General features: G+C 56.0%; 18 protein-coding genes and 1 riboswitch. Of the genes, 5 read left to right on the top strand and 13 right to left on the bottom strand.

The features are described from left to right. Positions 1–23 precede the first annotated feature (23 nt). The 4 genes from J4D97_RS04285 to J4D97_RS04270 form a co-directional block, all read right to left on the bottom strand. Positions 24–1,841 (bottom strand): glycoside hydrolase family 13 protein, encoded by a 1,818-nt coding sequence (locus tag J4D97_RS04285; RefSeq protein WP_208306521.1) that lies wholly within the window; start codon positions 1,839–1,841, stop codon positions 24–26. Positions 1,842–1,982: 141 nt separating this feature from the next. Continuing rightward, the gene (locus J4D97_RS04280) at positions 1,983–3,548 is read right to left on the bottom strand and encodes a RagB/SusD family nutrient uptake outer membrane protein (protein ID WP_208306520.1); all 1,566 of its coding nucleotides are present in this window, start codon (positions 3,546–3,548) and stop codon (positions 1,983–1,985) included. A gap of 18 nt (positions 3,549–3,566) precedes the next feature. Beyond that, positions 3,567–6,614 carry a SusC/RagA family TonB-linked outer membrane protein gene (locus tag J4D97_RS04275; protein WP_208306519.1) on the bottom strand — a complete coding sequence of 1,016 codons (3,048 nt, stop codon included), beginning with the start codon at positions 6,612–6,614 and terminating at the stop codon, positions 3,567–3,569. A 364-nt stretch (positions 6,615–6,978) separates the two neighbouring features. After that, on the bottom strand, positions 6,979–9,198 hold the full coding sequence (locus J4D97_RS04270; protein ID WP_208306518.1) for a B12-binding domain-containing radical SAM protein: 2,220 nt from the start codon (positions 9,196–9,198) through the stop codon (positions 6,979–6,981). 99 nt (positions 9,199–9,297) lie between these two features. Here J4D97_RS04270 and J4D97_RS04265 point away from each other — a divergent pair, with 99 nt between their 5' ends. Then, entirely contained in the window at positions 9,298–9,867 is a 570-nt protein-coding gene (locus tag J4D97_RS04265) for a hypothetical protein (protein WP_208306517.1), read from the top strand. Positions 9,868–10,005: 138 nt separating this feature from the next. Here J4D97_RS04265 and J4D97_RS23825 read toward each other — a convergent pair whose 3' ends face one another. Both J4D97_RS23825 and J4D97_RS04255 read right to left on the bottom strand, forming a co-directional pair. Then, a complete protein-coding gene (locus J4D97_RS23825; RefSeq protein WP_185281397.1) occupies positions 10,006–10,578 on the bottom strand; it encodes an AraC family transcriptional regulator in 573 nt (190 codons plus the stop codon). Continuing rightward, the gene (locus J4D97_RS04255; protein WP_185281396.1) at positions 10,575–10,934 is read right to left on the bottom strand and encodes a hypothetical protein; all 360 of its coding nucleotides are present in this window, start codon (positions 10,932–10,934) and stop codon (positions 10,575–10,577) included. The genes J4D97_RS23825 and J4D97_RS04255 overlap by 4 nt, the downstream gene beginning before the upstream one ends. A 123-nt stretch (positions 10,935–11,057) precedes the next feature. Here J4D97_RS04255 and J4D97_RS04250 point away from each other — a divergent pair, with 123 nt between their 5' ends. Then, positions 11,058–11,339 carry a hypothetical protein gene (locus J4D97_RS04250; protein WP_185281395.1) on the top strand — a complete coding sequence of 94 codons (282 nt, stop codon included), beginning with the start codon at positions 11,058–11,060 and terminating at the stop codon, positions 11,337–11,339. 104 nt (positions 11,340–11,443) lie between these two features. On the opposite strand, the gene J4D97_RS04245 is transcribed toward J4D97_RS04250, so the two are convergent. Together J4D97_RS04245 and J4D97_RS04240 are read right to left on the bottom strand one after the other, a co-directional pair. Further along, entirely contained in the window at positions 11,444–12,556 is a 1,113-nt protein-coding gene (locus J4D97_RS04245) for a hypothetical protein (RefSeq protein WP_208306516.1), read from the bottom strand. 26 nt (positions 12,557–12,582) lie between these two features. Next, positions 12,583–14,562 carry a TonB-dependent receptor plug domain-containing protein gene (locus J4D97_RS04240; RefSeq protein ID WP_208306515.1) on the bottom strand — a complete coding sequence of 660 codons (1,980 nt, stop codon included), beginning with the start codon at positions 14,560–14,562 and terminating at the stop codon, positions 12,583–12,585. Positions 14,563–14,703: 141 nt separating this feature from the next. After that, positions 14,704–14,935: riboswitch (cobalamin riboswitch) on the bottom strand. Between the two features lie 149 nt (positions 14,936–15,084). Between J4D97_RS04240 and J4D97_RS04235 the strand changes: the two genes are divergently transcribed. Beyond that, positions 15,085–15,693: a DNA-3-methyladenine glycosylase gene (locus tag J4D97_RS04235; RefSeq protein ID WP_343217050.1), complete on the top strand. Its 609-nt coding sequence runs from the start codon at positions 15,085–15,087 to the stop codon at positions 15,691–15,693. A gap of 9 nt (positions 15,694–15,702) precedes the next feature. On the opposite strand, the gene J4D97_RS04230 is transcribed toward J4D97_RS04235, so the two are convergent. Beyond that, on the bottom strand, positions 15,703–16,938 hold the full coding sequence (locus J4D97_RS04230; protein ID WP_208306513.1) for a class I SAM-dependent methyltransferase: 1,236 nt from the start codon (positions 16,936–16,938) through the stop codon (positions 15,703–15,705). A gap of 27 nt (positions 16,939–16,965) precedes the next feature. Next, entirely contained in the window at positions 16,966–17,574 is a 609-nt protein-coding gene (locus tag J4D97_RS04225; RefSeq protein ID WP_208306512.1) for a hypothetical protein, read from the bottom strand. A 306-nt stretch (positions 17,575–17,880) separates the two neighbouring features. On the opposite strand from J4D97_RS04225, the gene J4D97_RS04220 reads away from it, so the two are divergent. Further along, positions 17,881–18,543, top strand: a complete 663-nt coding sequence (locus tag J4D97_RS04220; protein WP_208306511.1) for a DUF4397 domain-containing protein — start codon at positions 17,881–17,883, stop codon at positions 18,541–18,543. Positions 18,544–18,613: 70 nt separating this feature from the next. Beyond that, positions 18,614–19,942 (top strand): adenosylhomocysteinase, encoded by a 1,329-nt coding sequence (gene ahcY / locus J4D97_RS04215; RefSeq protein WP_185281389.1) that lies wholly within the window; start codon positions 18,614–18,616, stop codon positions 19,940–19,942. Positions 19,943–20,043: 101 nt separating this feature from the next. Here the strand turns inward: ahcY and J4D97_RS04210 are convergent, their stop codons facing one another. The 3 genes from J4D97_RS04210 to J4D97_RS04200 all read right to left on the bottom strand — a co-directional run bounded on the left by J4D97_RS04210 (position 20,044) and on the right by J4D97_RS04200 (position 22,495). Continuing rightward, a complete protein-coding gene (locus tag J4D97_RS04210) occupies positions 20,044–21,084 on the bottom strand; it encodes an LLM class flavin-dependent oxidoreductase (RefSeq protein ID WP_208306510.1) in 1,041 nt (346 codons plus the stop codon). A 76-nt stretch (positions 21,085–21,160) separates the two neighbouring features. After that, on the bottom strand, positions 21,161–22,030 hold the full coding sequence (locus J4D97_RS04205) for an SDR family oxidoreductase (RefSeq protein ID WP_208306509.1): 870 nt from the start codon (positions 22,028–22,030) through the stop codon (positions 21,161–21,163). Positions 22,031–22,171: 141 nt separating this feature from the next. Then, positions 22,172–22,495: a DUF805 domain-containing protein gene (locus tag J4D97_RS04200; RefSeq protein WP_208306508.1), complete on the bottom strand. Its 324-nt coding sequence runs from the start codon at positions 22,493–22,495 to the stop codon at positions 22,172–22,174. Positions 22,496–22,670 lie beyond the last annotated feature (175 nt).

Genomic DNA, 22,670 nt, shown 5'->3' with positions numbered 1-22,670 from the left:
AAAAGGGTAGAGGCAAGCATAGGCTACTGCGCCAAAGGTAGTACCACGGCTTGCCAGGGCTGGAGCGTGAGAGTGGGCTCCATGGTAAAACCAGAGTAGTTGTTGAGCCAGGGCTGACCACTCGACTTCAGCCCTGCTGGCATAGGCCACCGCCGCACTTCCGATGAGAAGTTGAGTATCACCAGCACCTTGTCTGGGCCCTGCGTGCGCGTATAGGCGTAGATGTGGGGGTTAGCGGCGTCGAACAGCTGGTACTGACCATATACCAGCACGCGGTGCTGTTGTCGCATAGCAGTTGCCCGCCGGAAATGGGTTAGCACCGAGGTGGCATCCTGGTTCTCGGCGGCTTCATTAACGGTGCGGTAATTAGGGTTGACGGGTAGCCAGGGTGTGCCGGTGGTGAAGCCTGCGTGCGCCGTGCTGTCCCACTGCATCGGCGTACGGCTGTGGTCGCGCGAGAAGCGGCGGAGGTTTTTAAGGTAGGCAGCTAAGTCGCCGCCCTGGCTTTTCACCAACTGGTAGCCGTTGCGAGCAGCCACGTCGCGGTAATCTTCAATCTTGGCCAGTTTGGGGTTGTTGGTCATGCCCAGCTCGTCGCCATAGTAGCAGTAGGGCGTGCCGCGCATCGTCAGCAAGAAGGTGTTCAGGAGCTTGGCCGAGGCGGCCCGGAAAGCCGGCCGGTCGTCACCAAATTTACTCACCATCCGGGGCTGGTCATGGTTGCCTAGGTCGAGTGCCTGCCAGCCTTTGTGGGCAAAGGTGCTGTCCCATTTCGTGAACACGCGCTTCAGCTCAGTGAGTTGATAGGTATCGGAGTTGCTGCCCACGCCTGTGCCCTCAAAATGGTAGGTCATGCCCAACTCCTTGCGGGCAGGGTCCACGAACAGCATGGCCTCGGTGGGGTTGCGGCCGGCGCCCTCGGCCACGGTCATCAAGTTGTAGTGGCTAAGCACTTCGCGGTTCATTTCCTGCAAATAGTCGTGCAGGTGAGGGCCATGATTGTACGCGTTGGCGTAGTTCTGCTCCGTTAGGCCCGGCATGGGCGGGAAGGTAGGATCCTTCGCCACAAACTGAAACGCGTCCAGCCGAAAGCCATCAATGCCCTTGTCGGCCCAAAACCGCATGATGTTGTACACTTCCTGGCGCAGCTTGGGGTTGTTCCAGTTCAGATCGGGCTGCTTGCGCGAAAAAATGTGCAGGTAATAAGAGTTCGTAAGCGAGTCGTAGGCCCAGGCGTTTTTCTTTACGTCGAAGGTGCTGTAGCGCGCCGGGGGCGTGCCCTTCTCAGCGGGCCACCAGTAGTAATAGTTGCGGTAAGGATTGGTGCGGGAGCTACGGGCCTGCTGAAACCACTGGTGCTCATCGGAGCTATGGTTGACTACCAGGTCCATCACTAGTTTGAGGCCACGCCGGTGCATTTCGCGAAGTAGTTCGTCGAAGTCCTGCATGGTCCCAAACTCGGGTATAATCTGACGGTAGTTGCTGATATCGTAGCCGTTGTCATCGTTGGGCGAGGCATAGATGGGGTTCAGCCATACGGTGCCTACCCCTAGGCTTTTGAGGTAGTCCAACCGCGAGATGATACCGCGCAGGTCGCCTACCCCGTCGCCATTGCTGTCCTGAAAGCTGCGCGGGTAGAGCTGGTACACCACGGTTTCCTTCCACCAGTCAGGGTTTTTAGTGAGGACTGTGGTATCTGCGGCGGCAGTGGCCGTAGCCTCTGTGCCGACTGCGGATTCCTGCTTGGAGTTCTGGTTGCAGGCTGTAGCCCCGGTCAGGAGTAGTAGGCTGCTTAGCAGGCTACAAAAACTTCTCTTGTGCAGAAAAACAGGAAAGAGCATAAAAATCAGACAAGGAGCGAGGCATTCCGACTAAAAGCTTGGCTATTAGACTTTACATTCTGGCCACGGGGGTAGGGTAGGGGCCAGAAAAAGCCCCCGACGTTTGGCACCGCGCCAAGCATCGGGGGCTTTTCTAGACGGTTAGTAGCCGGGATTCTGGGTGATATTAGAATTTACATCTACCTGGCTTTGCGGAATAGGATAGACTAGGCGAGTAGGGTCACTCACGGGCTTGTCTTTGCGTGCCAGTAGAAACTTGCCAAAGCGAATCATATCCTGTCGGCGCCACGACTCGCCATATAATTCCCGGCCGCGCTCCGCGAGCAACATATCCAGCGTGAGTGAGGTGAAGGCGCTAGCGCCGCGCCCGGGATCTGTGCGAATGGAGTTAACGATGGCCAGCGCGGTACTGCCATATTGGCCGGCACTGGTAGGCGTGCCGCCGCGCATAATAGCTTCGGCCTTCATCAGTAACACGTCGGCCAAACGGAAGGTCACGTGGTCGTTCTCGCAGCCGTTGCCGCCTTTGGCCTCACTGACGTAGTCCACAGGGTACTTCAGCGGCCGGGCACCCTTCGATTCCAGGTCGGGGCCGGTTTCAAAGAGGTTGACTTCTTTCGTAAAGACCAGTGGAGCGCCAGCGCGAGTTTTCACCTGCGCATCGTTGGTAAGGTCGTATTGTTGGCCAATGTAGAAGCCCACGTTAACGCGGTTGCCGGGGTTGGCTGGGCCGCCTTCGGTTTTGTAGGCCACGCCGCGGCGCTTGTCGGTCGCTTCAAACAGGTCATAGAATTCGGCCGTAGTAGCCGGGCCATTGTAGCCATTGACGGGCAGCAGATTATAGTGAAAAACAAACTTCCAGAAGTCGCGGGTAGGGCCGGCGTTGCCGAACGTATTCTCCTGGGTAAAGATGTTTTCTCTGCCAATGGCCGTGTTGTTGGGGGCAAAGTTGTCGAAGACGCTGGGCGCAAATGAGTATTTGCCGCTGTTAATCACTTCATCGGCCAGCTTAATCACCTGGTTCATGTCGGCCGGGTCGAAAGTAGGGGCCTGGCGGTTGGCATATACGCCTTTGTTGAGGTAGCACTTCATCAACAGCACCCGAGCGGCATCCTTGTTGGCACGACCTGCGGGGCCGTCGGGTAGGTTGGGCTGCACGGTATTGATTTCACTCACAATGTAATTGAGCAACTCGGTGCCGGTGCGCACGCGGGCCTTCATGCCCAGGTTCTCACCCGGGTCGCGGTACAGGGCTTGGTCGTAGAGGTCGAGGAGTAGATACATGGCCCAGGCGCGAATAAATCTCGATTCGGCCTCCTGTTGGGCGCTAGGACTAAAGCGCAGTAAATCGGTGGAAGAGTATACGATGCCCTCAAGCTGGGTGAAGGTCTCGCGCACCCGTTCGTTGTTGGGCGTCCAGGTATGGTTAAACAGCTCCCGCCACTTGCCGTTGTCATCCCAGTCAGGCCCACGAGTGGGCATGATCCGGGCATCGGTCGATACTTCTTCGAGGGCAAATACGCTCACGCAACCCTGAATAGGGTTTCGCTGGGCCTGATATACCCCAGTCAATAGGGCCGCGGGGTCGCCCGCCGGAATCTGAGAATCACTTATTTGACCAGCTAGCTTTTCGCTAACGTCGCAGCTATTGGCCAATTGCAGCACGGCCAGGAGGACGGCTGCGCGGGTGAACTTATAATAAGCCATGGGAAGTAGAATGGAAGATTACAGCGAGAAATTAATGCCGAACGTAAAGGTCCGGGCGCTCGGGTAGGCCAAGTAATCAATGCCCACAGAAGGCACTTGATTGGCGCCGCGCTTAACAGTGTTCACTTCTGGGTCGAAGCCGTCGTAGTTGGTCAGCACGAACAGGTTCTGAGCCGTGGCATAAATACGGCCCCCCTTAAACACCGGGCCGATATCGCCGAAGGCGTAGGCCAGCGTGAGGTTAGACATCTTCAGGTAGTTGCCCTTTTCAAGGTAGCGCGTGGTAGCGGCCGAGGGGTTGCCAACGGCTTCTTTCACCGGATTCTCGAAGGTAGAGAGAGCAATATTCTTACTTGCCCCTATCTGGCCCACGTTGCCTACTGCGTTAAGCGTGTTGTTATAGATATACTGCCCGAACGCGCCGGTCATGTTGGCCGTCAGCGAAAGTTTGCCATACTGAACATTAGCACTCAGACCCAGCAACGTTTTGGGGTTGGGGCTACCCGAGTAGGCAATCGGGCCCGGCGTATTCGACAGTCCTTGCTCGTTGAGGCCTGTGTATTGAGGGAGGAAGAAAGAGTTGATAGGATAGCCATTGGTGATGAGCTCCGCCAGCACACCCGATAAGCCTTGTCCGTTGATGGCCCCAGTCGTAATAGCCGCACCTTCAAGGTCTTTTACCTCATTGCGGATAAAAGTAGCGTTGGCATTTAAGCCCACGTTCACCTTATCGTTGTTAACAATGATAGTACCCAGCGCTAGCTCTACCCCTTTGTTGATGATTTTACCGTCGAGGTTAGTCCAGCGAATAGCTTGTACTGGTGGCGCGGGCTGGCCAGGCAACGTGGGGAAAAGTAAGTCAGAGGTAGTCTTGTAGAAGTAGTCAGCTGTAAGCGTAAGGCGGTTGTTGAATATGCCTACGTCAATGCCAGCATTGTACTGTGCGTCCGACTGCCACTTCAAATCCGGGTTTGCGTCGTTCAGAGGCGACTGCGCCCCGTTGTTATCGAATGAGTAGCGACCCTGCGAAGAGCCAGCCGGAAACTCTTGGTTGCCGGTGCGGCCGTAGCCGGCCCGCAGCTTCAACTGGGTGAGGCGCTCACTCGGGAAGAAGGACTCCTGGCTCAGGTCCCAGGCGGCGGCGAAGGACGGGAAGTAGCCTACTCGGTTGTTCGGCCCGAACTTGCTGCTTTCATCCCGGCGCAAGGTTCCCGTCAGCACGTAGCGGTCCTTATAGTTCAAGATTGCCCGGCCAAACAATGATTGTAATTGAGAGGAAGGGTCAATGAAAGAGGACACTGAACGGTTACCAGCGGCCGAGTACTGAATGTAGTTGGTATAATCAACACCGAAATTACCGAATCCCCCCTGGTCGGGGTTACCGAAAGCATTCATGTTGGAGCCCTGGTTGGCAAACTTCGTGTATTCGTAGCCCAGGAGGGCATTGACGTTTACACCATCAACAACTTGCTTGTTGAAGGTTAGCGTATGCGCCATTTGCTGCGTCGTCAGCTCATTCTGGCCGATGCCGGCAAAGCCTTTGTTTTGTATATCACTGTAATTGATCAAGCGCTGGTCAATAGAGGTTCGCCGTTCGCCAGTATTGTAATTGACGCTCAGGAGCGCTCGGTACTGAAGCCAGTCGGTGAACTTATAATAAGGCGCTGCGCTAGCCAAAATGGTGGTTACGCGGGAGTTATCGTTGAAATACTCCTGCGCAGCCAGCGGGTTTACTACCTCGCCGGGCTGCACAAATAGGGAGCCGTCGGCGTTGCGTAGCGGTTGGGTAGGGTTCCACTGCAAGGCCTGCCCAATAAGGCTTCCTTGAGAACCAGCGTCGGTGCTGATTGGGGCTAGCTGCTCACGGAACTGGCTGGTCGCAATGTTCACGTCGAGTCCTAGCTTCTTGCTTTCTAAAAATTGAAAATTGGTCGAAAGGTTAGCGCTGTACTTCTTGAAACCCGTTTTGTCTACGATACCGTTTTGGTCGAGGTAACCAATAGAAAGGCGGTAGCGGCCAGTTTCGTTACCCCCACTCATGGCTACGTTGTAGTTTTGCAAGTATCCGGTGCGCAGAATGGCATCGAGGGCATTTACATCACCGCCCTTATCGTTAGCGGCTGGGGCGCCGTAGTAGGCTATGGCCTCCCGGTACTGGCTGGCATTCAGGAAAGCGGGCCGGCGCAGCAGCGAGGAGAAGCCGTTCGATATGCCTACGTTCAGTTGAGGTGCTCCCGATTTGCCCCGCTTGGTCGTGATAAGCACTACCCCGTAGGCCGCCCGCGAACCGTAGATGGCCGTGGCAGAAGCATCCTTAAGCACCGTCATGGACTCTATGTCATTGGGGTTCAAAAAGTTGAGTGGATTGCTATCCGCGCCGGCGCCTAGCGCGCCCGTCGAGAGACCAGGACGAGCAGAGCGGCCATCGAGTGGTACGCCGTCCACCACATACAGCGGCTGACCAGTGCCCGTTACGGCCGAGTTTCCGCGAATACGAACAGTAGCTGGTCCGCCGGGCTGGCCGCTGTTGTTGCTCACCTGCACCCCCGATACCCGTCCTTGAATGAGTTGATCGGGCGAGGTGAAGGTGCCTCTGTTGAATTCCTTCTCCGTTACGGTCGTCACGGAGCCGGTCACATCTTCTTTACGGGCTGTGCCATAGCCTACCACCACTACATCGCCCAAAGCCTTGGAGTTTTCTTGCAAGCTGATTTGCACGGTAGACTTGCCCGTGATGTCAACACGCTGCGACGTGTAGCCTACCGACGAAACCGCCAGGGTAGTGGTAGCGGCGGGCACCTGTAGCTCAAACGAGCCATCGGAGCCAGAACTGGTACCCACGGTAGTGCCGGGAATAATAATTGTAACACCTGGCAGACCGCTGGAATTGGTGTCTGTTACTCTACCCGAAATAGACCGAGTGGCCTGGGCCAGACCGGAAAAAGGGAGAGAGACAAGCAAGGCCGCCAGAACCATCAGCAAAGTTACGTGCCAGGTTTGGCGGCTACTCGTTTGCCGGGCCGTAGCTGGCACAGACGAGTGATACCACATGTAATTGTTGTTCATACGCTGAAAGAATGAAGTGTGGGAATTTTTTAGAAATCGTTTGAAATATATCGAAATCGTTTGCAGAAATCCTTTTCATAGCTGTATATTTTTTTGATATTCCTAGATAGCGAAGAATGATACTCGCTCCATAATTAGTTGAGTAGGAGCAACAACTAGATGGTTTAGGAGCATCTCGCTTCGGAATATATAGCTTAGAAGCAAGGAAATAGCCCTGTTGAGCTTGCGTAGCCTGTGTATGAGGTGGCTTCGGGCTAACTAGAATAGTAGTAAGGCGCCGGATAACGCGGCTAGGCTAGGCCCGTGCGCCAAGTCCGGAATAACTTCCGGGCAAACCTCGTCAACGGCGTACTAATGCAAGTGCTTAGATTAGCAGAAGGCCCTTCTCCCGTAGCAGTTGCCAGGTAGGCGACTGTAAAAAAGCCTCAAACGACTGACCAGCTTCTACTGGGAAGGTAGCCGCCACCTCTTTGAGTAGCTGCTTGGTATCATAATCAGTAGTGAGGCGAGTGAGCAGCGCGTGCAGCCAGGCACCGAGGGTGGGACTAGTCTTCAATTCAAAGTCCTCAGCCTGCTCGTAGAATGTGAGCACAGCCCGGGAGCCTTTTTTACCGGCTTCCTGACGTAGTTCGGGTGCGTTGCCCAGCCAGAATAGCCGGTTGTTTTGCCGGGCAAAGTCGGGTTTGCCCGGCTCTTGCAACGCCTGCTGAATAAGGTGGCGCGTTACGGTAGGGCGGGGCGTCTTGAAATCAAACCAAAACTGCAATGGCTCGTGTAAGGCCACGCCGTGCATATAATTATAAAGCGCCTTAGCCAAGCCGGGGCCAAACTGTTCGTGGTCGGTACCGGTAGGGTCGTCGTGCCAAAGGTCATTCCACGCAAAAGGGCCGGGCTCGGGGCCAATGGCCGCTACCTGATACTTTGCCGGATTTTTGCCCACAGGCGAGTGCGCCGTCATGGAAAAGCGGTGCCAATAACCGCTTTGCACAATACCCGCTCCAAACAGCTGCCGCACCACTTCCAGCGAATCCACAGTTTCCTGCGCCGACTGGGTAGGGAAACCATACATGAGATACGCATGCACCATGATGCCAGCCTGCGTGAAGCCGTCCGTCACGCGGGCTACTTGGGCAATGGTCACGCCCTTTTCCATAAGGGCCAAGAGGCGGTCGGAAGCCACTTCCAGGCCGCCGCTCACGGCAATACAGCCTGAGGCAGCCAGTAGCCGGCATAAATCGGGCGAGAAGGTCTTCTCGAAACGGATATTGCCCCACCATGTAATGCTCACGCGTCGGCGCAACAGTTCCACGGCCAGGTCGCGCAGGGCCAGGGGCGGGGCGGCTTCGTCTACAAAGTGAAAACCCGTTTGGCCCGTCTGGGCAATAATTTGCTCAATGCGGTCTACCAATAGGGTAGCGGGTGCCGTCTCGTAGCGCGAGATGTAGTCCAGCGTTACGTCGCAGAAGGAGCAGCGCTTCCAGTAACAGCCGTGGGCAATGGTGAGCTTGTTCCAGCGGCCGTCGCTCCAGAGGCGGTGCATGGGGTTCAGCACTTCAATCACCGAGAGGTAGTTGGCAAGCGGCAAATCGGAGTAGTCGGGTGTGCCTACCTCGGGGTGCGGAATGTCAGGGAAAGGCTGATTGACGTATTCGACTTCACCAGCCGCATTACGCAAGAAAGTGCGCTGAAAGGGTAGGGGGAGCGATGCTTCGGCAAGCTCAGCATGACGTTCTGGTTGACTTAAATATTCCAACAGCCGCAGCCACGGCCCCTCGCCATCGTCCAGCGTGAGGTAGTCGATGTAGTCGAAAAAGCGCGGCTCTTTCAGCTGACGTAGCTCAGTGTTGGGGTAGCCGCCGCCCATCAGGGTTTTGATGCGTGGGCGCAGCTGTTTGGCTCGGCATGCCAGCCGCAATGCCCCGTATAAGTTGCCCGGAAACGGCACCGAAAACCCTACCACATCTGGCTCCACGCGGGTCACCAACGCATCCAGCAACTCTTCCAGCATCTGATCCAGCAAGTTGGGCGCAGCTTGCAGTGCTTCGTGCAGCGGATCGAACGAAGTAGCCGACATGCCCAGCTTCTCGGCGTAGCGCGAAAAACCAAATTGCGGCCCTACCGTCTCTTTTATCAGGTCGCCAAGGTCTTCGAGGTAGAGCGTGGCCAAATGGCGAGCCTGATCAGTGAGGCCCATCGTGCCGAAAGCGCTTTCCAAATCGGCCACGTTATCGAAGCGACTGGCTTCGGGTAGGTAGCGGGCGTGGCAGATGCGCGGCGCTAGGGTAGTATCCTTATTTTGCAGAAATCGGATGACCGGCCCAATAGTAGTGAGGTAGCTGCGTTGCAGGCGCACCATACGGCGAGCGTTGTCGCTCAGCTCAAAACTACCCTGCTCTATAGCCGCAAAAACCCGCTTCAACCCTTCCTGCGAAAACATTTTCAGCACCAGTTCCAGCCCTAGGTCGGCCTGCGTAACCTGGTGGCCACGCCCCACCAGAAAGCCTTTGATGTAGGCCGTAGCCGGGTAGGGCGTGTTCAGCTGCGTAAGCGGCGGGGTAATAAGGAGAATGTGAGGACTAGACACGGCGGCAATAACCACCAAGCGGCGGTAAAGGTGCCCACAAAGATACGGCGTGGTCTATTGTTCTTACTTTAGAGTGCGTCAAATCAACTCAGTATTACTGTGTTCAATTTCCCCCAACTTCTGACCGCTTTACCTGCTGATGTGGCATTGGAGAAGCTGCGAAACGGCGAATCGCTCCAATACTATCATATTATAGGAAAGCTGGATCTGCTGCAATTATCAACCGACAATACTTATTGCTTCCACTCCATTATCATATTACACTGTGAGGTAGACGACTTATCTGGCGTAGTGCTTTCATATGAGCGACCGATGATACTGAGCTACTGCCATTTTCACCGGGCCGATTTCATATTTGCTTACTTTGTGGGTGGCTTACTTATTGAAGAATGTGTGTTTTATAGCTACCTGAATTTCTCGAGCGGCGGTCATAACAAGCCTGGTTTTCCAGTACGCCTGTTGCGTAACCTATTTAAAGGATTCGTGAATTTCTTCGACTGTTGGTACGAAGGTGAAGTACATGTGAAGTACAACATAATTAAGCAGGGTGCCAATTTGCTTGGTGCGCCTCACAATATTCCGGTAACGTTTGATATACAGCCAATTATTCAAAATAATGTTGGAAATTTATATTGTGCAGATGAAGGCTCATCCTTTAGCGATAGGTGAGACAGAGCCTAATCTGTAGAGTATTATAGATACAATACACGGAAGCCAAGATTCATATTAGATAGCCATCAAAATAAAACCGGCGGGATAGGAGAGCACAGCTCCTACCCCGCCGGTTTTATTTTGGACAGTTCCGTGTTACCCTACCTTGTCTAGCGACAAACGCTTGGGCATCAGATCACGGCGGAATTCGCTCACGGAGCGGCCCGTTACCTGGCGGAATTGGTTGCTCAGGTGCTGGCCCGAGCTATAGCGCATTTGGTCAGCAATTTCGCTTAGGGTCATTTCGCCGTAGCTCAGCATCTCCTTCACGCGCTCAATCTTGAGGCGGATCAGGTATTTCTCGATGGTGAGGTTGGCGGTGCGCGAAAATACCTTGCTCAGGTGCGAGTAGGTAGCCGCAAAACGCTCCGTCAGAAAGGCCGAGGTGGTGAGGGGCATCCGGGCGGTGCGCAGGTGCTCCAGGTACTCGGTCAAGGACGTTTTGATTTGCTCGGTGAGCTGTTCAGCCCGTCCAGTGAGCACGTCAAACCCCGCTTCTTGCAGGATAGGTGCCACGGCGGTAGGGTCGGCGGGGGTAGTACGGTCAAGCTGAGCCTGGCCCAGGGTTACTTCGGTGGGCCGGTAACCGGCTTGTTCCAACACAGTGCGTACGGCGTCGATGCACCGGGGGCACACCATGTTCTTGATGTGTAAGAGTGTAGTTTTCACGGGTGTCGTTTTTGGCTGGATCGAGAGGCAGTTCGGGTAGGTGTACGCGCAGACGATGGTGAGGTTGAGGCAGATGAACGACGAGCAGCAGTTTTTGTGAAGGAGTCGGAAGTCCACTCCTTACCAAACCAACTACGGGCAGCCCAGTTCACAAACGGTACGATGCCCAAAAAAGTGACTGCCAACAACCAGAAAAATACGAAAAAGGCGGAAAATAGTCTAGCAAAAAAATGATTCTCTACGCCAAAGGTGTAGCCAATCAGCAGCAGGGCCAGCAACAGGCTCACGCCAGCCAGGATGCCAGCTTGCCGTCGCAAACGCAGATAAGGAATAGAAGAAGTGAGTGTACGGGCCATAAGTGCAAAGCAACGGACTACAAATATATCATTACCTGGCACTTCGGAAAGAGAACGAAAACCGCGGCGGCCTTCCGCCGTACCATTACTTTCTCCTCGCTGATTTTTTGCTTTCCCTACCTCATGAAAACTCTTTCGACCCTGCGCCTGCTGGCCGCCACGTTGTTTATTTCCTCTGCTACTCTGCTGGGCGCGTGCAGCACTGGCACCGATAATGCTGATACGGACGTAGAGCGCGGCGCCGCCAAAGACTTCGGTCAGTCCGACGCTACTCCCGGCCGCGACTTGGACTCTATGCCCTCCACCCGCGCCATTCCCGACACGGCTGGTCAAAAAACCATCGAGCAGCAGTACGATCAAACCCTGCAAGCCACCGACCACAACCACGACGGTAAAGCCGATTAAGCATACTTCGTGACCATTTTATAAACTACGACGGCCCCGTACAAACCTGTACGGGGCCGTTTTAGCGATAGGCCACCTAGAATAGGGTGGGTAGGATAGCGCTCCTAATTATAAAACACAAAGCTGTTGGCGCTGGTACCAATAGTGAAGGAGTCGATAACCTGGCCAGTGGTCTGGTAGCGGAAGAAACGAGCCGTGCCCGTGAAGTTTTCCGGCGAGCCATATATTAGGCCCGTGCGCGGGTCTACATCAAGCCCGTAGAAACCACCCCGGCGCTGAAACAGCGGCGCAGTAGGTAGGGCGGTATCCGTAATGCTCATGCGGTACACGCCGCTTTGGCGACGGAAAAACAGTTGGTCTTTCGCGCCATTGGTGCGCAGGCCGCCGGCCTGCTGGCCCGCCGCAAAGCGCAGGGTAGCCGTCACAGCGTTGGTAGCCGGGTCTATCCGTACCAAGCTGCCCGGTACTGTCACGATGGGTGCGTAGGGAGGGGTAGAGCTGTAGGTGCTCTGGCCGGAGCACATCACCCATACGGCATTGTTCTTATCCACTACCATGCTGGCGGGGCTGTCGGCCACAGTGATAGTAGTTTCTATCACATCGGTTTGGGTATTTATAACGCTGACGGTGTTGCCGCCATTGTTTGACACAAACAGCTTGTTGCCAACTACAGCCATTTGTTCGGGCTGCTTTCCTACTGGAATAGTTTTAACTATTTGATTGGTTGTCAGATTTATGACGCCTACGAGGCCGTTCGGTACATCGTAATCCACCGTTTGCGATACATAGCCCTTGTTGTTACTGGTAGCGAAGTAGCGGGGTAAGCGTAGCGTATCCGCTTGCCCAGCGGCATTAGTGAAAGTAGAAATGTTTGCCTTCTCATTGAAATCTGGCAACGATACCACTTCAATCTTACGGCTGTTATTTACCACGATATAGCCCAGGTCGCCTACCACGGTCATTGACTGCGCCACATCACCCAGGACACGGTTATTCACTGAACGAAACAGCGCCGCGTTGGTAATAGCACTTACACTACTGTTGAAGCCCACTATCTCGGCATTAGACCGATTGAAGTTGCCTTCCTGCACGATAAACACATTGCTACCGGCCGGCGAAGCGTCGTTATCGTTGTCTGGGTCGCAGCTCCAGAGAGTCAGGCCGCTGGCCAGGATGAAGGCCGTGCGGGCACTCAGGGAAAGAAAACGTTGTGTCATATAAAAGAAAAGTGTGAAAAGTAGAATCAGCGCCAGCTCACGCGCAGGCTCAGCACGCCGTTGCGCGGGGGCATGGCGCGGGCTTCGTAGCTGTTATAAGTGAGGTTGGTGAGGTTGAAGCCCTGCACCAGCGCGGTCAGGCTCCAGGTGCTGCGGGTAGTGAAGGTGTAGCCCAACGACCCACTTAGCAGAAAGTAGGAGGGTAGGAATGTAGTAGCCGAGGCATCGGTGTAGCGGAAGCTGGTGAAGGTGCTCTGCGTGAGCAGCTGCCACCCGCGCCAACTCTGGCGCGTGGTGAACGCCACCGTGTGCAAGGGCACATAGGGCAATTGCACACCCACTGGGTCAGGGTCGAATGTGTAGCCACTCACCTTCTGCGACTGGGTATAGGCGTAGGCCGCCCGCGCCGTGAGGGTGTAGCGCCCCGGCTGCCAGCCCAGTTCCGAACTCAGCTCTATCCCCTGAGCCCGCACCCGGCGCAGGTTGCGCGGCGACCAGTAGCTTACCGTGTCGCCGGGCAGCCACTGCACCCAGTTGCGCACCTGTTGGCGGTAGGCCGTCAGTTCCGTCACCAGCGAGAGGGTAGGAATAGGCTTGAAAGTGTGCTGCACGCTGCCCTCGTAGCCCTGGCTGGTTTCAGGCAGCAGGTTGGGGTTGCCGCCGGGGCGCCAGTATCGCTCGTTGAGGGTAGGCACACGGTAGCTGCGGGCTGCGCTGCCTTTTAGCACCAACGTATGGGTGTCGTGTTGCCACACCTGCCACTCGCCGCCCAAGGTAGGAGCCAGTGGCGGCCGCCTACCCGGAATAAACGCCTGTCGGATATTGGCCGTGAGGCGGAGGGTAGACGTAGGGTCGTAGCGCACGAGAGCGTAGCCCGAGAAGCGGTTTTCGGTGAGGTCTTGGCCGTAGCCATCTACCCGTGCGGCAAAGTGCTGCGCCTCGCCGCCTACCCGCACGCTCAGGTTGGAGCGGAGTTGTAGGCTGTGGTCGGCCTGTATTTGGCTGGTGCGCACCCGCGAGTTGCTCTGCGCCACGGTGTTGCTGCGGTAGTTCAGAATATCCTCAAACCACGCCATGCGCACGCCCGTTTCGTGGCGGCCGGCCACGTGGCGGTAGCCGGCAAACAACCGACGGCTCTGGTCGCGCTCCTTGGCATTGTCGTTAGCGGCCCCAATAGCGGGCTGAATGCGGCGGTCGGCGTCTGTCAGCCACACGGCGCCCATCAACTCGCCGTGCTGGCCCAGGCGCAGGGTAGCATCTTGGGTGAGGCTCCATTGCCGGTAGGCGGCGTTGGTCTGCCGGCGTTCCACCAAGCCGTCAATCGTGCGCTCCTGGTAGGGGAAATCGTTCTGGCCCTCACGATACGAAGCAGCCGTGCGCAAGGCCAGTTTATCGTTGCTGAAGCTGTTCTCGACGCTTCCAGCCCGCATTCCATAGTTGCCCACATCGGCCTGCGCCTGCCCGCGCCACCCCGCTCCCCACTGCACCGGCGACGATAGCAGCACCGTGCCTCCTAAAGCGCCATTGCCGTACACCGCGCTGGCCGGCCCGGGCTGCACCGTAATTCGGGTAGCCCCATTCACGGGTAGCAGGGCAAAATCGGCTTCGCCCAGGGTAGGCAGGTTGATGTTGAAGCCGTTCCAGAGCACGGCCGTGTGGCGAGCCGAGGTGCCGCGCAGCGTGATGGACGACAGCTGCCCCGGCCCGTAATTCTTCAGATAAATGGGGGTAAGCCGGCTCAGCGCCTCGGCCAGCGTGCCCGCTGGCAGCTGGTTCACGGCCACCGAATCGAGGGTAGTGCGGCGGCTGCCCACGGCGTAGCGGCTCAGGCGGGCGGCTTCTACCACGGCCGTGGGTAGCAAATGTGGCGTGGTAGCGCTGGTATCAATGGGTGCGCGCTGGGCCTGCACTGCTGCGGTTGGCAACAGGCTTGCTGCCACCGCCAGCACGCGTAGCGTGCGGGTAGGGGTGGAAGAAGTAGCGCGTAAAAAACGTATCCGAACCAAAATTTCCGGGGTAGGAAAAGTCAGTTCAAAACTCCGCTGCGAGCCGAAACCCGCCACGTAGCCGAGGCCGAAAACAGAAAAAACCAGGAGGCCGAGGCCGCCCGCTGCATTCGTTCTCCGCCCTTCCACCGAAGGCGCTGAACATGGGGAAACGTAGTGGCAGGTCTCCTGGCTTGCTTCGGGCACATCGCCTTCCCATTTCTCCGGCTAAGTTTCGTGATCGAAACCTGGCGTTCTGCGAAACAGTGGCAGCTGCGTGATGCGCCCACTCTCGAAGCGTACAGTTGCGGGGACAGCTCCGGCCTTGAACCGGATTCCCTTTTCAGCCTCGCCCCGCATTTAGGGTCCGGCCACCGCTACGCCACAAAGATACTGTCTGAACCACGGATTCGCTCGGATTTTTCGGATTACACGGATTTCGTGGATGGGGCTGTTAGAAAGCTCAGGATGATAGGGTAGGCGATGGGCGAAAAAACTCTCGTTCACAAAAATTCGTGTAACCCTCAACATCCAAGCGAATCCGTGGCCAATATAATTTCCGCCGCTTTCTTCCAGCGCCCCGACCCTACCCTAATTGCCCGCGAACTTCTGGGGAAGTACGTCTTCTCCCGCATTGATGGCGAGCTAACCGGCGGCCGCATCGTCGAAACCGAAGCCTACTCTCACGAGGGCGACAACTCCCTCACAATGCACCTGAAGCGGCGCGGTCAGCACGGACAGGCGCTATATGAGCCGGGCGGCCGCGCCTACCTCTACACAGTGTACCAGCGGCACACGCTGTTCAACATCGTCAGCAACGCCGCCGATATTCCTAATACTGTCCTGATTCGCGCCATTGAGCCTACCGTGGGCATTGATACGATGCTCCGCCGGCGTGGTCTAGCGGCCATAGCCCGCAACCTGACGGCCGGCCCTGGCTTGCTCACGCAGGCGCTAGGCGTCACGCCCGCCCTCACCGGCACCGATCTGCAGGGCGACGTGCTTTGGCTGGAAGACCACGGCGAGGACGTGCCCGACACGCAGGTACGCGCTAGCGCCAGAGTAGGGCTGGCCTACGCTGGCGCGGAGGCGGCTGGCCTACCTTGGCGCTTCCGCATCAAGGATAGCCAGTGGACCAGCCCGGCCAAATAGTACGGTATACTAAGCCAATTGGGTAGCCGCTACTAGCTCTCCACTCCAACGCTTCACCTTTTCGCACACCAATACCATTAGGCGGCCCCGCAAATCGGTGGTAGCAAACAAATAGATGTGGCCGCCCTCCCGGATGCCGGTGCGTTGCCGGAATACGGCTACCGTATCTGGGAAATTGCGGGTAGTAACGTGTGCACGCGCTTCGGGGCCAAGGTAGGGTAGAAGAGCATCGGCATCATAACGCTCCACCGCCTGAATGCGGAAGATTCGACCCGGAAAGTCCGCACGCAGGTCGTCGGCCATATACAAGTGGCTATGCTGGTGCAGTTTCAGTAGCTCGAAGGCATTGCCGATGCTACGGAACGCTCCTGCTTTCAGGATGGCCGCGTTGGGTTCGTAGAGGTACTGCCCCATCTGCGGCTCGGCGTAGCGCGATATGGCGCGGGCTTCGCGGGCGCGGTTCAGGCGGAACTCCTGCTGCTCGCCGGTGCGGGTCAGGTTCACGGCGTAGCGCTCGGGGTCTACGGCGGGTTCTTCGCCTAGCTCATACAGCACCTCCTTACACTCGTTATCCACAGCTAGCACCCACAACCGACGCACATGCTTCAATTCCTGAATGGCTAGCTCAATATCGAGCATGGGTGAGGTTTTGAGCAGGATGCGCGGGGCTTTGTGCAGCAGCAGGGGTAAGATACGTAGCACATCCGGCTCGCAGTCCTGCAACCGGAAAATCTTGCGCGAGGCGGTGTCGCGGCGGGCCGGATCGAGGTAGAGCCAGTCAAACGTATCCGGTGTGCTTTTTAAAAATGACAGGGCATCAGTAGTGTGGTAGTGCACATTGCGCACACCTAGCAGACCCAAATTGTACTGCACCACCTCAGCTAACTGCGGATTTCGCTCCACATAGTGCACCTCGGCTACGTGGCTGGCAAAGTAGCAGGTATCTACACCGAAGCCGCCCGTGAGGTCGGCTAAGCGTTGCCCGCCAACCAACTCGGCCTTAAAAGCTGCCGTGCGGTCCGACGAAGCCTGCTCCACCGACAGGGCCGGCGGAAAAATCAATTCGGGGTTTTCGGCCCAGGCGGGCAGCTTGGTGCGCGCCTTTTGGCGGGCCTGAATCTGGCGAACCAGCTCGGGGACGGGGAGTCCCGGAAAGCGGCGGGCCTGCAACGCCAGCTGGGCCGGGTCGTGGTGCAGGTGGTCGGCTACATACTGCCGGGCCGCCGCGGGCAACGGATATTCCATGCCCCTATCTACGCAAAAACGGGCAAATTAGTGCAACTGCCAGCTCAACGCCAGCAAAGGCTGGCCCGTAGCAGTGGCGCTCATGCCTACTGTAGTGGGGCGATAGCGCTGCCAGAGGGCACCGTGCCGCGCTGCGGGCAACATGCCGTTGTGTGTTTCTACTGCCCGCAGCAAGTGGGTGTTGGTATTACGCGAGATGAGCACATTAGCTATCAAGCTGAAAACGGCCACGCCTGCGGCCACCTTTTGGGTGTTGTTGAAGTACTGCCGCTCGTCGCCGGCTAACACTTGCTGACCATATAGCGCCACAGAGCCAACAAACACCAGTCGCTCGGCCAAATGCAACGACTTCTGTCGGCGGTAATCGTTAAGAAATTCCAGCGCCTCGGAATTACCGGCCAAGTAGGGGCGAAGCTTCTGCCCGAAATAGCCCGCGTTGCGGTAATTGGTGCTGGTATCGGTGGCAAAGTAAAAATTGGTCTGCGGCCCGTTCAGACCTCGGTTTTTATCCTCGGGGCTCAAGCGAATATATTGCCCCATAGGGGTAGGCTGCTGCGCATACGCCTGAGAAAACCCCAGTAGAAAAAACAACAGCAGAGCAATGCGACGGCAGATCGTCGTAACAGAGAAGCGCATAGATGCAACAATAAAAAGTACCTAGACAGAACTAATTTGGCTTGTTAGCAAAAAAGAGTCCTATTTTTTTGTCGAACACTATTCCGGACTGATTCGTTCTGTACGCGGCGGCGACGACTGTCTACACTCGCTTTAAATAGCTTTGCAGAGGCCGTTTGCCGCACTATATGGTTTTGCAGAAGACAATAGTTTAGCACGCACATGCGACTATTTGCTAGTAATCTGTTTTCTTTAGGAATTTATATCCTTATAAAAACAATAAGCATGACACATATTCTATTTCCTGCATCACGTTGCGGGGCACTGTTGGCACCGGTTCTACTGATTTTGGCTGGCTGTAACGACGCGGAAAACACGCCAGCTGCTGGTAAGCTCAACATTGTGCACGTGGCTTCTGCTGTACCAACTTCCGTGAATGCGCGGGTGGATGATCAGACTGCAAAGCCCCTCTATTATGGTCAGAGCACCGGATATACTGAGCTAAGCGCCGGAGCGCATACACTGGAAGTTAAAGATGCTGCTACCCCATCTAACCTAGTGAGCGTGCCGCTCACGATTAACAGTCGGAAATTTCACTCAGTGTATATCTACAATAGCAGCCCCACTCAGGTAGCGGCCTTGAGCCTAACGGATGATCTGACGATTCCTTCGGCTGGCAAAGCGCACTTGCGTTTTATTAATCTGGGGTATGAAGCGCCGCGTATTACGCTGACTAATAGCAAAGCAGGTACTTCCCCCTATGCCCCGGACGTTGCTTTCCGTAGCAATACTGGCTTTTTGGTGGTTGATCCTGATACTGTAACGTTGCGTGCCGTGCAACCTGGAGGCTCTGTAATGGCTACTACCTCCCAGCCTTCCATTTTGCGGGCGGGCAAGCTATACAATGTAGTGTTGCGTGGGGCCGCGGCTACGGCTACCACGCCCGGCTCGCTGGCGCTGAGTGTAGAGGAGCTGCAACCCGCAAACTAGCAGAACGTCATCTCGAAATTCCTCAACAACTTGGCTACCTTTGTGGTTGAAACGCCAAATTACCTGCATCATGCTTGATACAAACCCAACCACGGCGACGACCTACGTCCCCTATAAAGTAAAAGACATTTCTCTGGCCGAGTGGGGCCGCAAGGAAATTCGCTTGGCTGAGGCTGAGATGCCAGGCCTGATGGCGCTACGCGAGGAGTATGGCCCCTCGCAGCCGCTGAAAGGCGCCCGCATTGCCGGCTGCCTGCACATGACTATCCAAACGGCCGTTCTCATCGAAACCCTGATTGCTTTGGGCGCCGATGTTACGTGGTCGTCGTGCAACATCTTCTCTACCCAGGACCACGCTGCTGCAGCCATTGCGGCCGCTGGCATTCCGGTGTATGCCTGGAAGGGCATGAATGAGGAGGAGTTCAACTGGTGCATCGAGCAGACGTTATACTTCGGCGAAGAGCGTCAGCCCCTGAACATGATTCTGGACGACGGCGGCGACCTGACCAACATGGTGCTGAACCAGTACCCCGAGTTGGCCGCTGGCATCAAGGGTATTTCGGAAGAAACCACCACGGGCGTGCTGCGCCTGCTGGACCGCGTGAAAGCCGGCACCCTACCCATCCCTGCCTTTAATATTAACGACTCCGTTACCAAGTCGAAGTTCGATAATAAGTACGGCTGCAAAGAGTCGGCTGTGGATGCTATCCGCCGCGCTACCGACGTGATGATGGCCGGCAAGGTAGCCGTAGTGGCCGGCTACGGCGACGTAGGAAAAGGTACCGCTGCCTCGCTGCGCGGCGCTGGCGCCCGCGTTATCGTGACGGAAATTGACCCTATCTGCGCCCTGCAAGCCGCCATGGATGGCTACGCGGTGAAGAAAATGGTAGACGCCGCCCCCCAGGCCGACATCATCGTGACGGCTACCGGCAACTGCGACATCATCACGGAGGAAATCTTCCGCTCGCTGAAAGATAAAGCCATCGTCTGCAACATCGGCCACTTCGATGATGAAATCGACATGGCGTGGCTTAACAAGACCTACGGCAGCACCAAAGACACCGTGAAGCCGCAGGTAGACCTCTACAACATCGACGGCAAAGAGGTGATTATCCTGGCCGAAGGTCGTTTGGTGAACCTGGGTTGTGCCACCGGCCACCCCTCGTTTGTAATGTCGAACTCCTTCACTAACCAGACGCTGGCCCAGATTGAGCTGTGGACCAATGCTGAGGCGTACGAGAACCAGGTGTACACCCTCCCCAAGCACCTCGACGAGAAAGTAGCCCGCCTGCACCTCGCTAAGATTGGGGTAGAACTGGACGAACTGCGTCCCAAGCAAGCCCAGTACATCGGCGTAGATGTGGAAGGCCCGTTCAAGTCGGATTTGTACCGTTACTAGAAAATAACCAGTGCTCAAACAAAACCCCGCCCGGTGCTATACCGGGCGGGGTTTTGTTTGTATGATATGTTAAGAAGCGGTTCGGCAATCAGGAAGGTAATTTATACCATTACTCCCAGCCGCTCACGCACTGCGGGTGCTACCTCCTTGCCAAACAACTCGGTGGAGCGCATCACTTGTTCGTGTGGCATTCCCTCCAGCATCAGCTGTCCGATAAAGCGAGTGTTGTTAAAAAGTTGACTGATATACAGCAGCTTGTCGATAATTTCCTGCGGACTGCCTACCAGCAATGGTCCCTGCGGACCACGCAAGTGGTCGAACTGCGCCCGCGACATGGGCGACCAGCCCCGCTCTCGGCCGATACGGTTCATCACGGTAGCGTAAGCGGGGAAAAACTCATCGGCGGCCTGCCGGGAGTTTTCGGCTACGTGAAAGTGGCAGTTGAGGCATAGCGGTAGGGTAGCCGGGTCGTGGCCGGCCTGCTGAGCCGCTTGGCGGTAGAGGTCGGCAAAGGCCACGTACTGCGCTGGTGCGCCGCCCAAAATAGCAATGGTGAGGCCTAGGCCCAGCGCGCCGGCCCGTTGGGCAGAAGCCGGCGTGCCGCCTACCCCAATCCAGATGGGTAGGCGCGGTTGCACCGGGCGCGGATACACGCCTTTTTGCGCGAAGCTAGGCCGGTGCTTGCCCTGCCAGCTCACAATCTCCTGCTCGTTGATCTTCAATAGAAGCTCTAGCTTCTCAGCATACAGCGCGTCGTAGTGCTTCAAGTCGTAACCAAAAAGCGGAAACGATTCAATGAAAGAACCACGTCCTGCAATAATCTCAGCCCGACCATTCGAGATAAGGTCGACTGTAGCAAAGTTCTGGAACGTGCGCACCGGATCGGCCGAGCTAAGCACAGTAACGGCGCTGGCCAACCGGATGCGTTGGGTAGTGGCAGCCACGGCCGCCAGCACCACCTCCGGCGCCGACACCACATAATCGGAACGGTGATGCTCGCCGATAGCCAGCACATCTAGCCCTACCTCATCAGCTTGGCGACCCAGGGCCAATATTTCCTGCATGCGTTGTTGGGCGGCGTAGTCTTGGCCAGCTACGTGGGCCGGTGCTACTTCGCCAAAAGAGCTAATGCCTAATTCCATGAGTTCAAATAAACAAGTGAATGTAGAAGCAAGCGACTAGCCGCCCCAAATGTTTCGAGGGGTAAACGCTTGCTGCTTACTCCAGAAAGTGCGTATCCGTCAGCTCCTCGCTGATTTCCCACAGTCGTCGGGCGTTCTCCGGAGTGTTGAAGGAGTGCTTCACTGCTTTGGTCTGCTTCGAATCGTAGTAGCCGCCGCTGATGTCGGCCACCGATGGATCGGAGGCCAGAAAGATGCTGGTTTGCGCGCCCTGCTCCGGCGAAATCATGAAAGGCCGCGCTACCAGCATGGCCACGGCCATTAGTCCGGTGCTGTCGCCGCCGAAGCTGCTGGCTACGGCGCCGGGGTGCAGTGCATTGGTGGTCACGTTACGGATGCCGTGGCTACGTAGTCGCCGCGCCAGTTCCTGCGTGAACATAATATTGTAGAGCTTGGTATTGCTGTACACGCGCAATGCGCTGAAGTTCTGTTCCGACTGAAAGTCAGCCAGATTAGGCTTGGCAAAGTGGTAGGCCTCCGATGCTACGTTCACAATACGTGCGGCGGAGCTTGCCTGGAGCATAGGCAGCAACAAGCTAGTTAGCAGAAATGGCCCTAAGTGGTTTACTGCCATGCCTATTTCGTAGCCTTGGGCGGAGGTTTCGCGCTCTTTCTTAGGCAATAAGCCTGCATTATTTACTAGCACATCAAGGCGAGGGTAGGTGGCTTTGAACTGGGCGGCGGCTTTGCGCACTTGGTCCAGGTCGGATAGGTCGGCCAACAGAATGCCTACCCGGTCGTGGCCGGCGGCGGCCACAATGTCGCGGCGGGCTTGCTCGGCTTTTTCAGGATTGCGAGCTAGCAGTATTACGTAGGCGCCTTGTTTAGCGAGTTCCTGCGCCGTAATCTGCCCAATACCGGAGGTAGCCCCCGTCACGAGTATGGTTTTGTCTTGTAGAATAGGCATGGGTATTTAAGCTAGGTTAGAATTCTTCATATACGCATCACAGCACGAAATGCTGAGTAATAAATGGAAACCGCTAGCCCTACTAAACCACAAGACCAACCCAGAAAGGTTGGTCTTGTGGTTTAGTAGGGTATTAGATAGCTAGATAAGATGCATCTCCATAGCTGTTTGCTTGGGGTCAGGACCAAAACTATTCGGACCATTATCGCCCGGTGCAAAAAACATCCAAATACTATAAAAGGGAATGATCTGAAAGAAACCAGTATTATCCCGGTCGTGGCATCTTTTAGCTCCTTGTGCCAAGCTAAACCAAGCCAAAGGCAAGAAAAGGAAGCCTACTATTGGCATATCGGCTTCACTGACAAAGAAGGAGATAATCAGTAAGCCAACGTAGTAGAGTAACTGACTAACAATATATTCTTTACGGCGGATGCGGCCATTAAAGGAAAAAGCATCTTTGAACATACAGGAAATGATTAGGTTGATTATATAAAATAAGTGCAATTAAGCTAAAGTCCTCAAATCCTGCAATTGCTGATGAAGTACGGTAGAAGGTGGTAAAGTGAGGTGGTCTAGTGAAAACAGACAGTGGCAAGTCTTACCTTCCAGTGCCTATGTCGACCAAAGTGCTTTCCAGCGG

This window comes from Hymenobacter defluvii (genome assembly GCF_017589435.1).
Taxonomy (GTDB): Bacteria; Bacteroidota; Bacteroidia; order Cytophagales; family Hymenobacteraceae; genus Hymenobacter; species Hymenobacter profundi.
This window is presented reverse-complemented; position numbering and strand designations above follow the sequence as displayed.

Excerpts from the sequence above, each read along its gene's own strand:
- J4D97_RS04285 (WP_208306521.1), bottom strand. The coding sequence starts at position 1,841 with ATGCTCTTTCCTGTTTTTCTGCACAAGAGAAGTTTTTGTAGCCTGCTA.
- J4D97_RS04280 (WP_208306520.1), bottom strand. The coding sequence starts at position 3,548 with ATGGCTTATTATAAGTTCACCCGCGCAGCCGTCCTCCTGGCCGTGCTG.
- J4D97_RS04275 (WP_208306519.1), bottom strand. The coding sequence starts at position 6,614 with ATGAACAACAATTACATGTGGTATCACTCGTCTGTGCCAGCTACGGCC.
- J4D97_RS04255 (WP_185281396.1), bottom strand. The coding sequence starts at position 10,934 with ATGGCCCGTACACTCACTTCTTCTATTCCTTATCTGCGTTTGCGACGG.
- J4D97_RS04250 (WP_185281395.1), top strand. The coding sequence starts at position 11,058 with ATGAAAACTCTTTCGACCCTGCGCCTGCTGGCCGCCACGTTGTTTATT.
- J4D97_RS04245 (WP_208306516.1), bottom strand. The coding sequence starts at position 12,556 with ATGACACAACGTTTTCTTTCCCTGAGTGCCCGCACGGCCTTCATCCTG.
- J4D97_RS04230 (WP_208306513.1), bottom strand. The coding sequence starts at position 16,938 with ATGGAATATCCGTTGCCCGCGGCGGCCCGGCAGTATGTAGCCGACCAC.
- J4D97_RS04225 (WP_208306512.1), bottom strand. The coding sequence starts at position 17,574 with ATGCGCTTCTCTGTTACGACGATCTGCCGTCGCATTGCTCTGCTGTTG.
- ahcY (WP_185281389.1), top strand. The coding sequence starts at position 18,614 with ATGCTTGATACAAACCCAACCACGGCGACGACCTACGTCCCCTATAAA.
- J4D97_RS04210 (WP_208306510.1), bottom strand. The coding sequence starts at position 21,084 with ATGGAATTAGGCATTAGCTCTTTTGGCGAAGTAGCACCGGCCCACGTA.
- J4D97_RS04205 (WP_208306509.1), bottom strand. The coding sequence starts at position 22,030 with ATGCCTATTCTACAAGACAAAACCATACTCGTGACGGGGGCTACCTCC.
- J4D97_RS04200 (WP_208306508.1), bottom strand. The coding sequence starts at position 22,495 with ATGTTCAAAGATGCTTTTTCCTTTAATGGCCGCATCCGCCGTAAAGAA.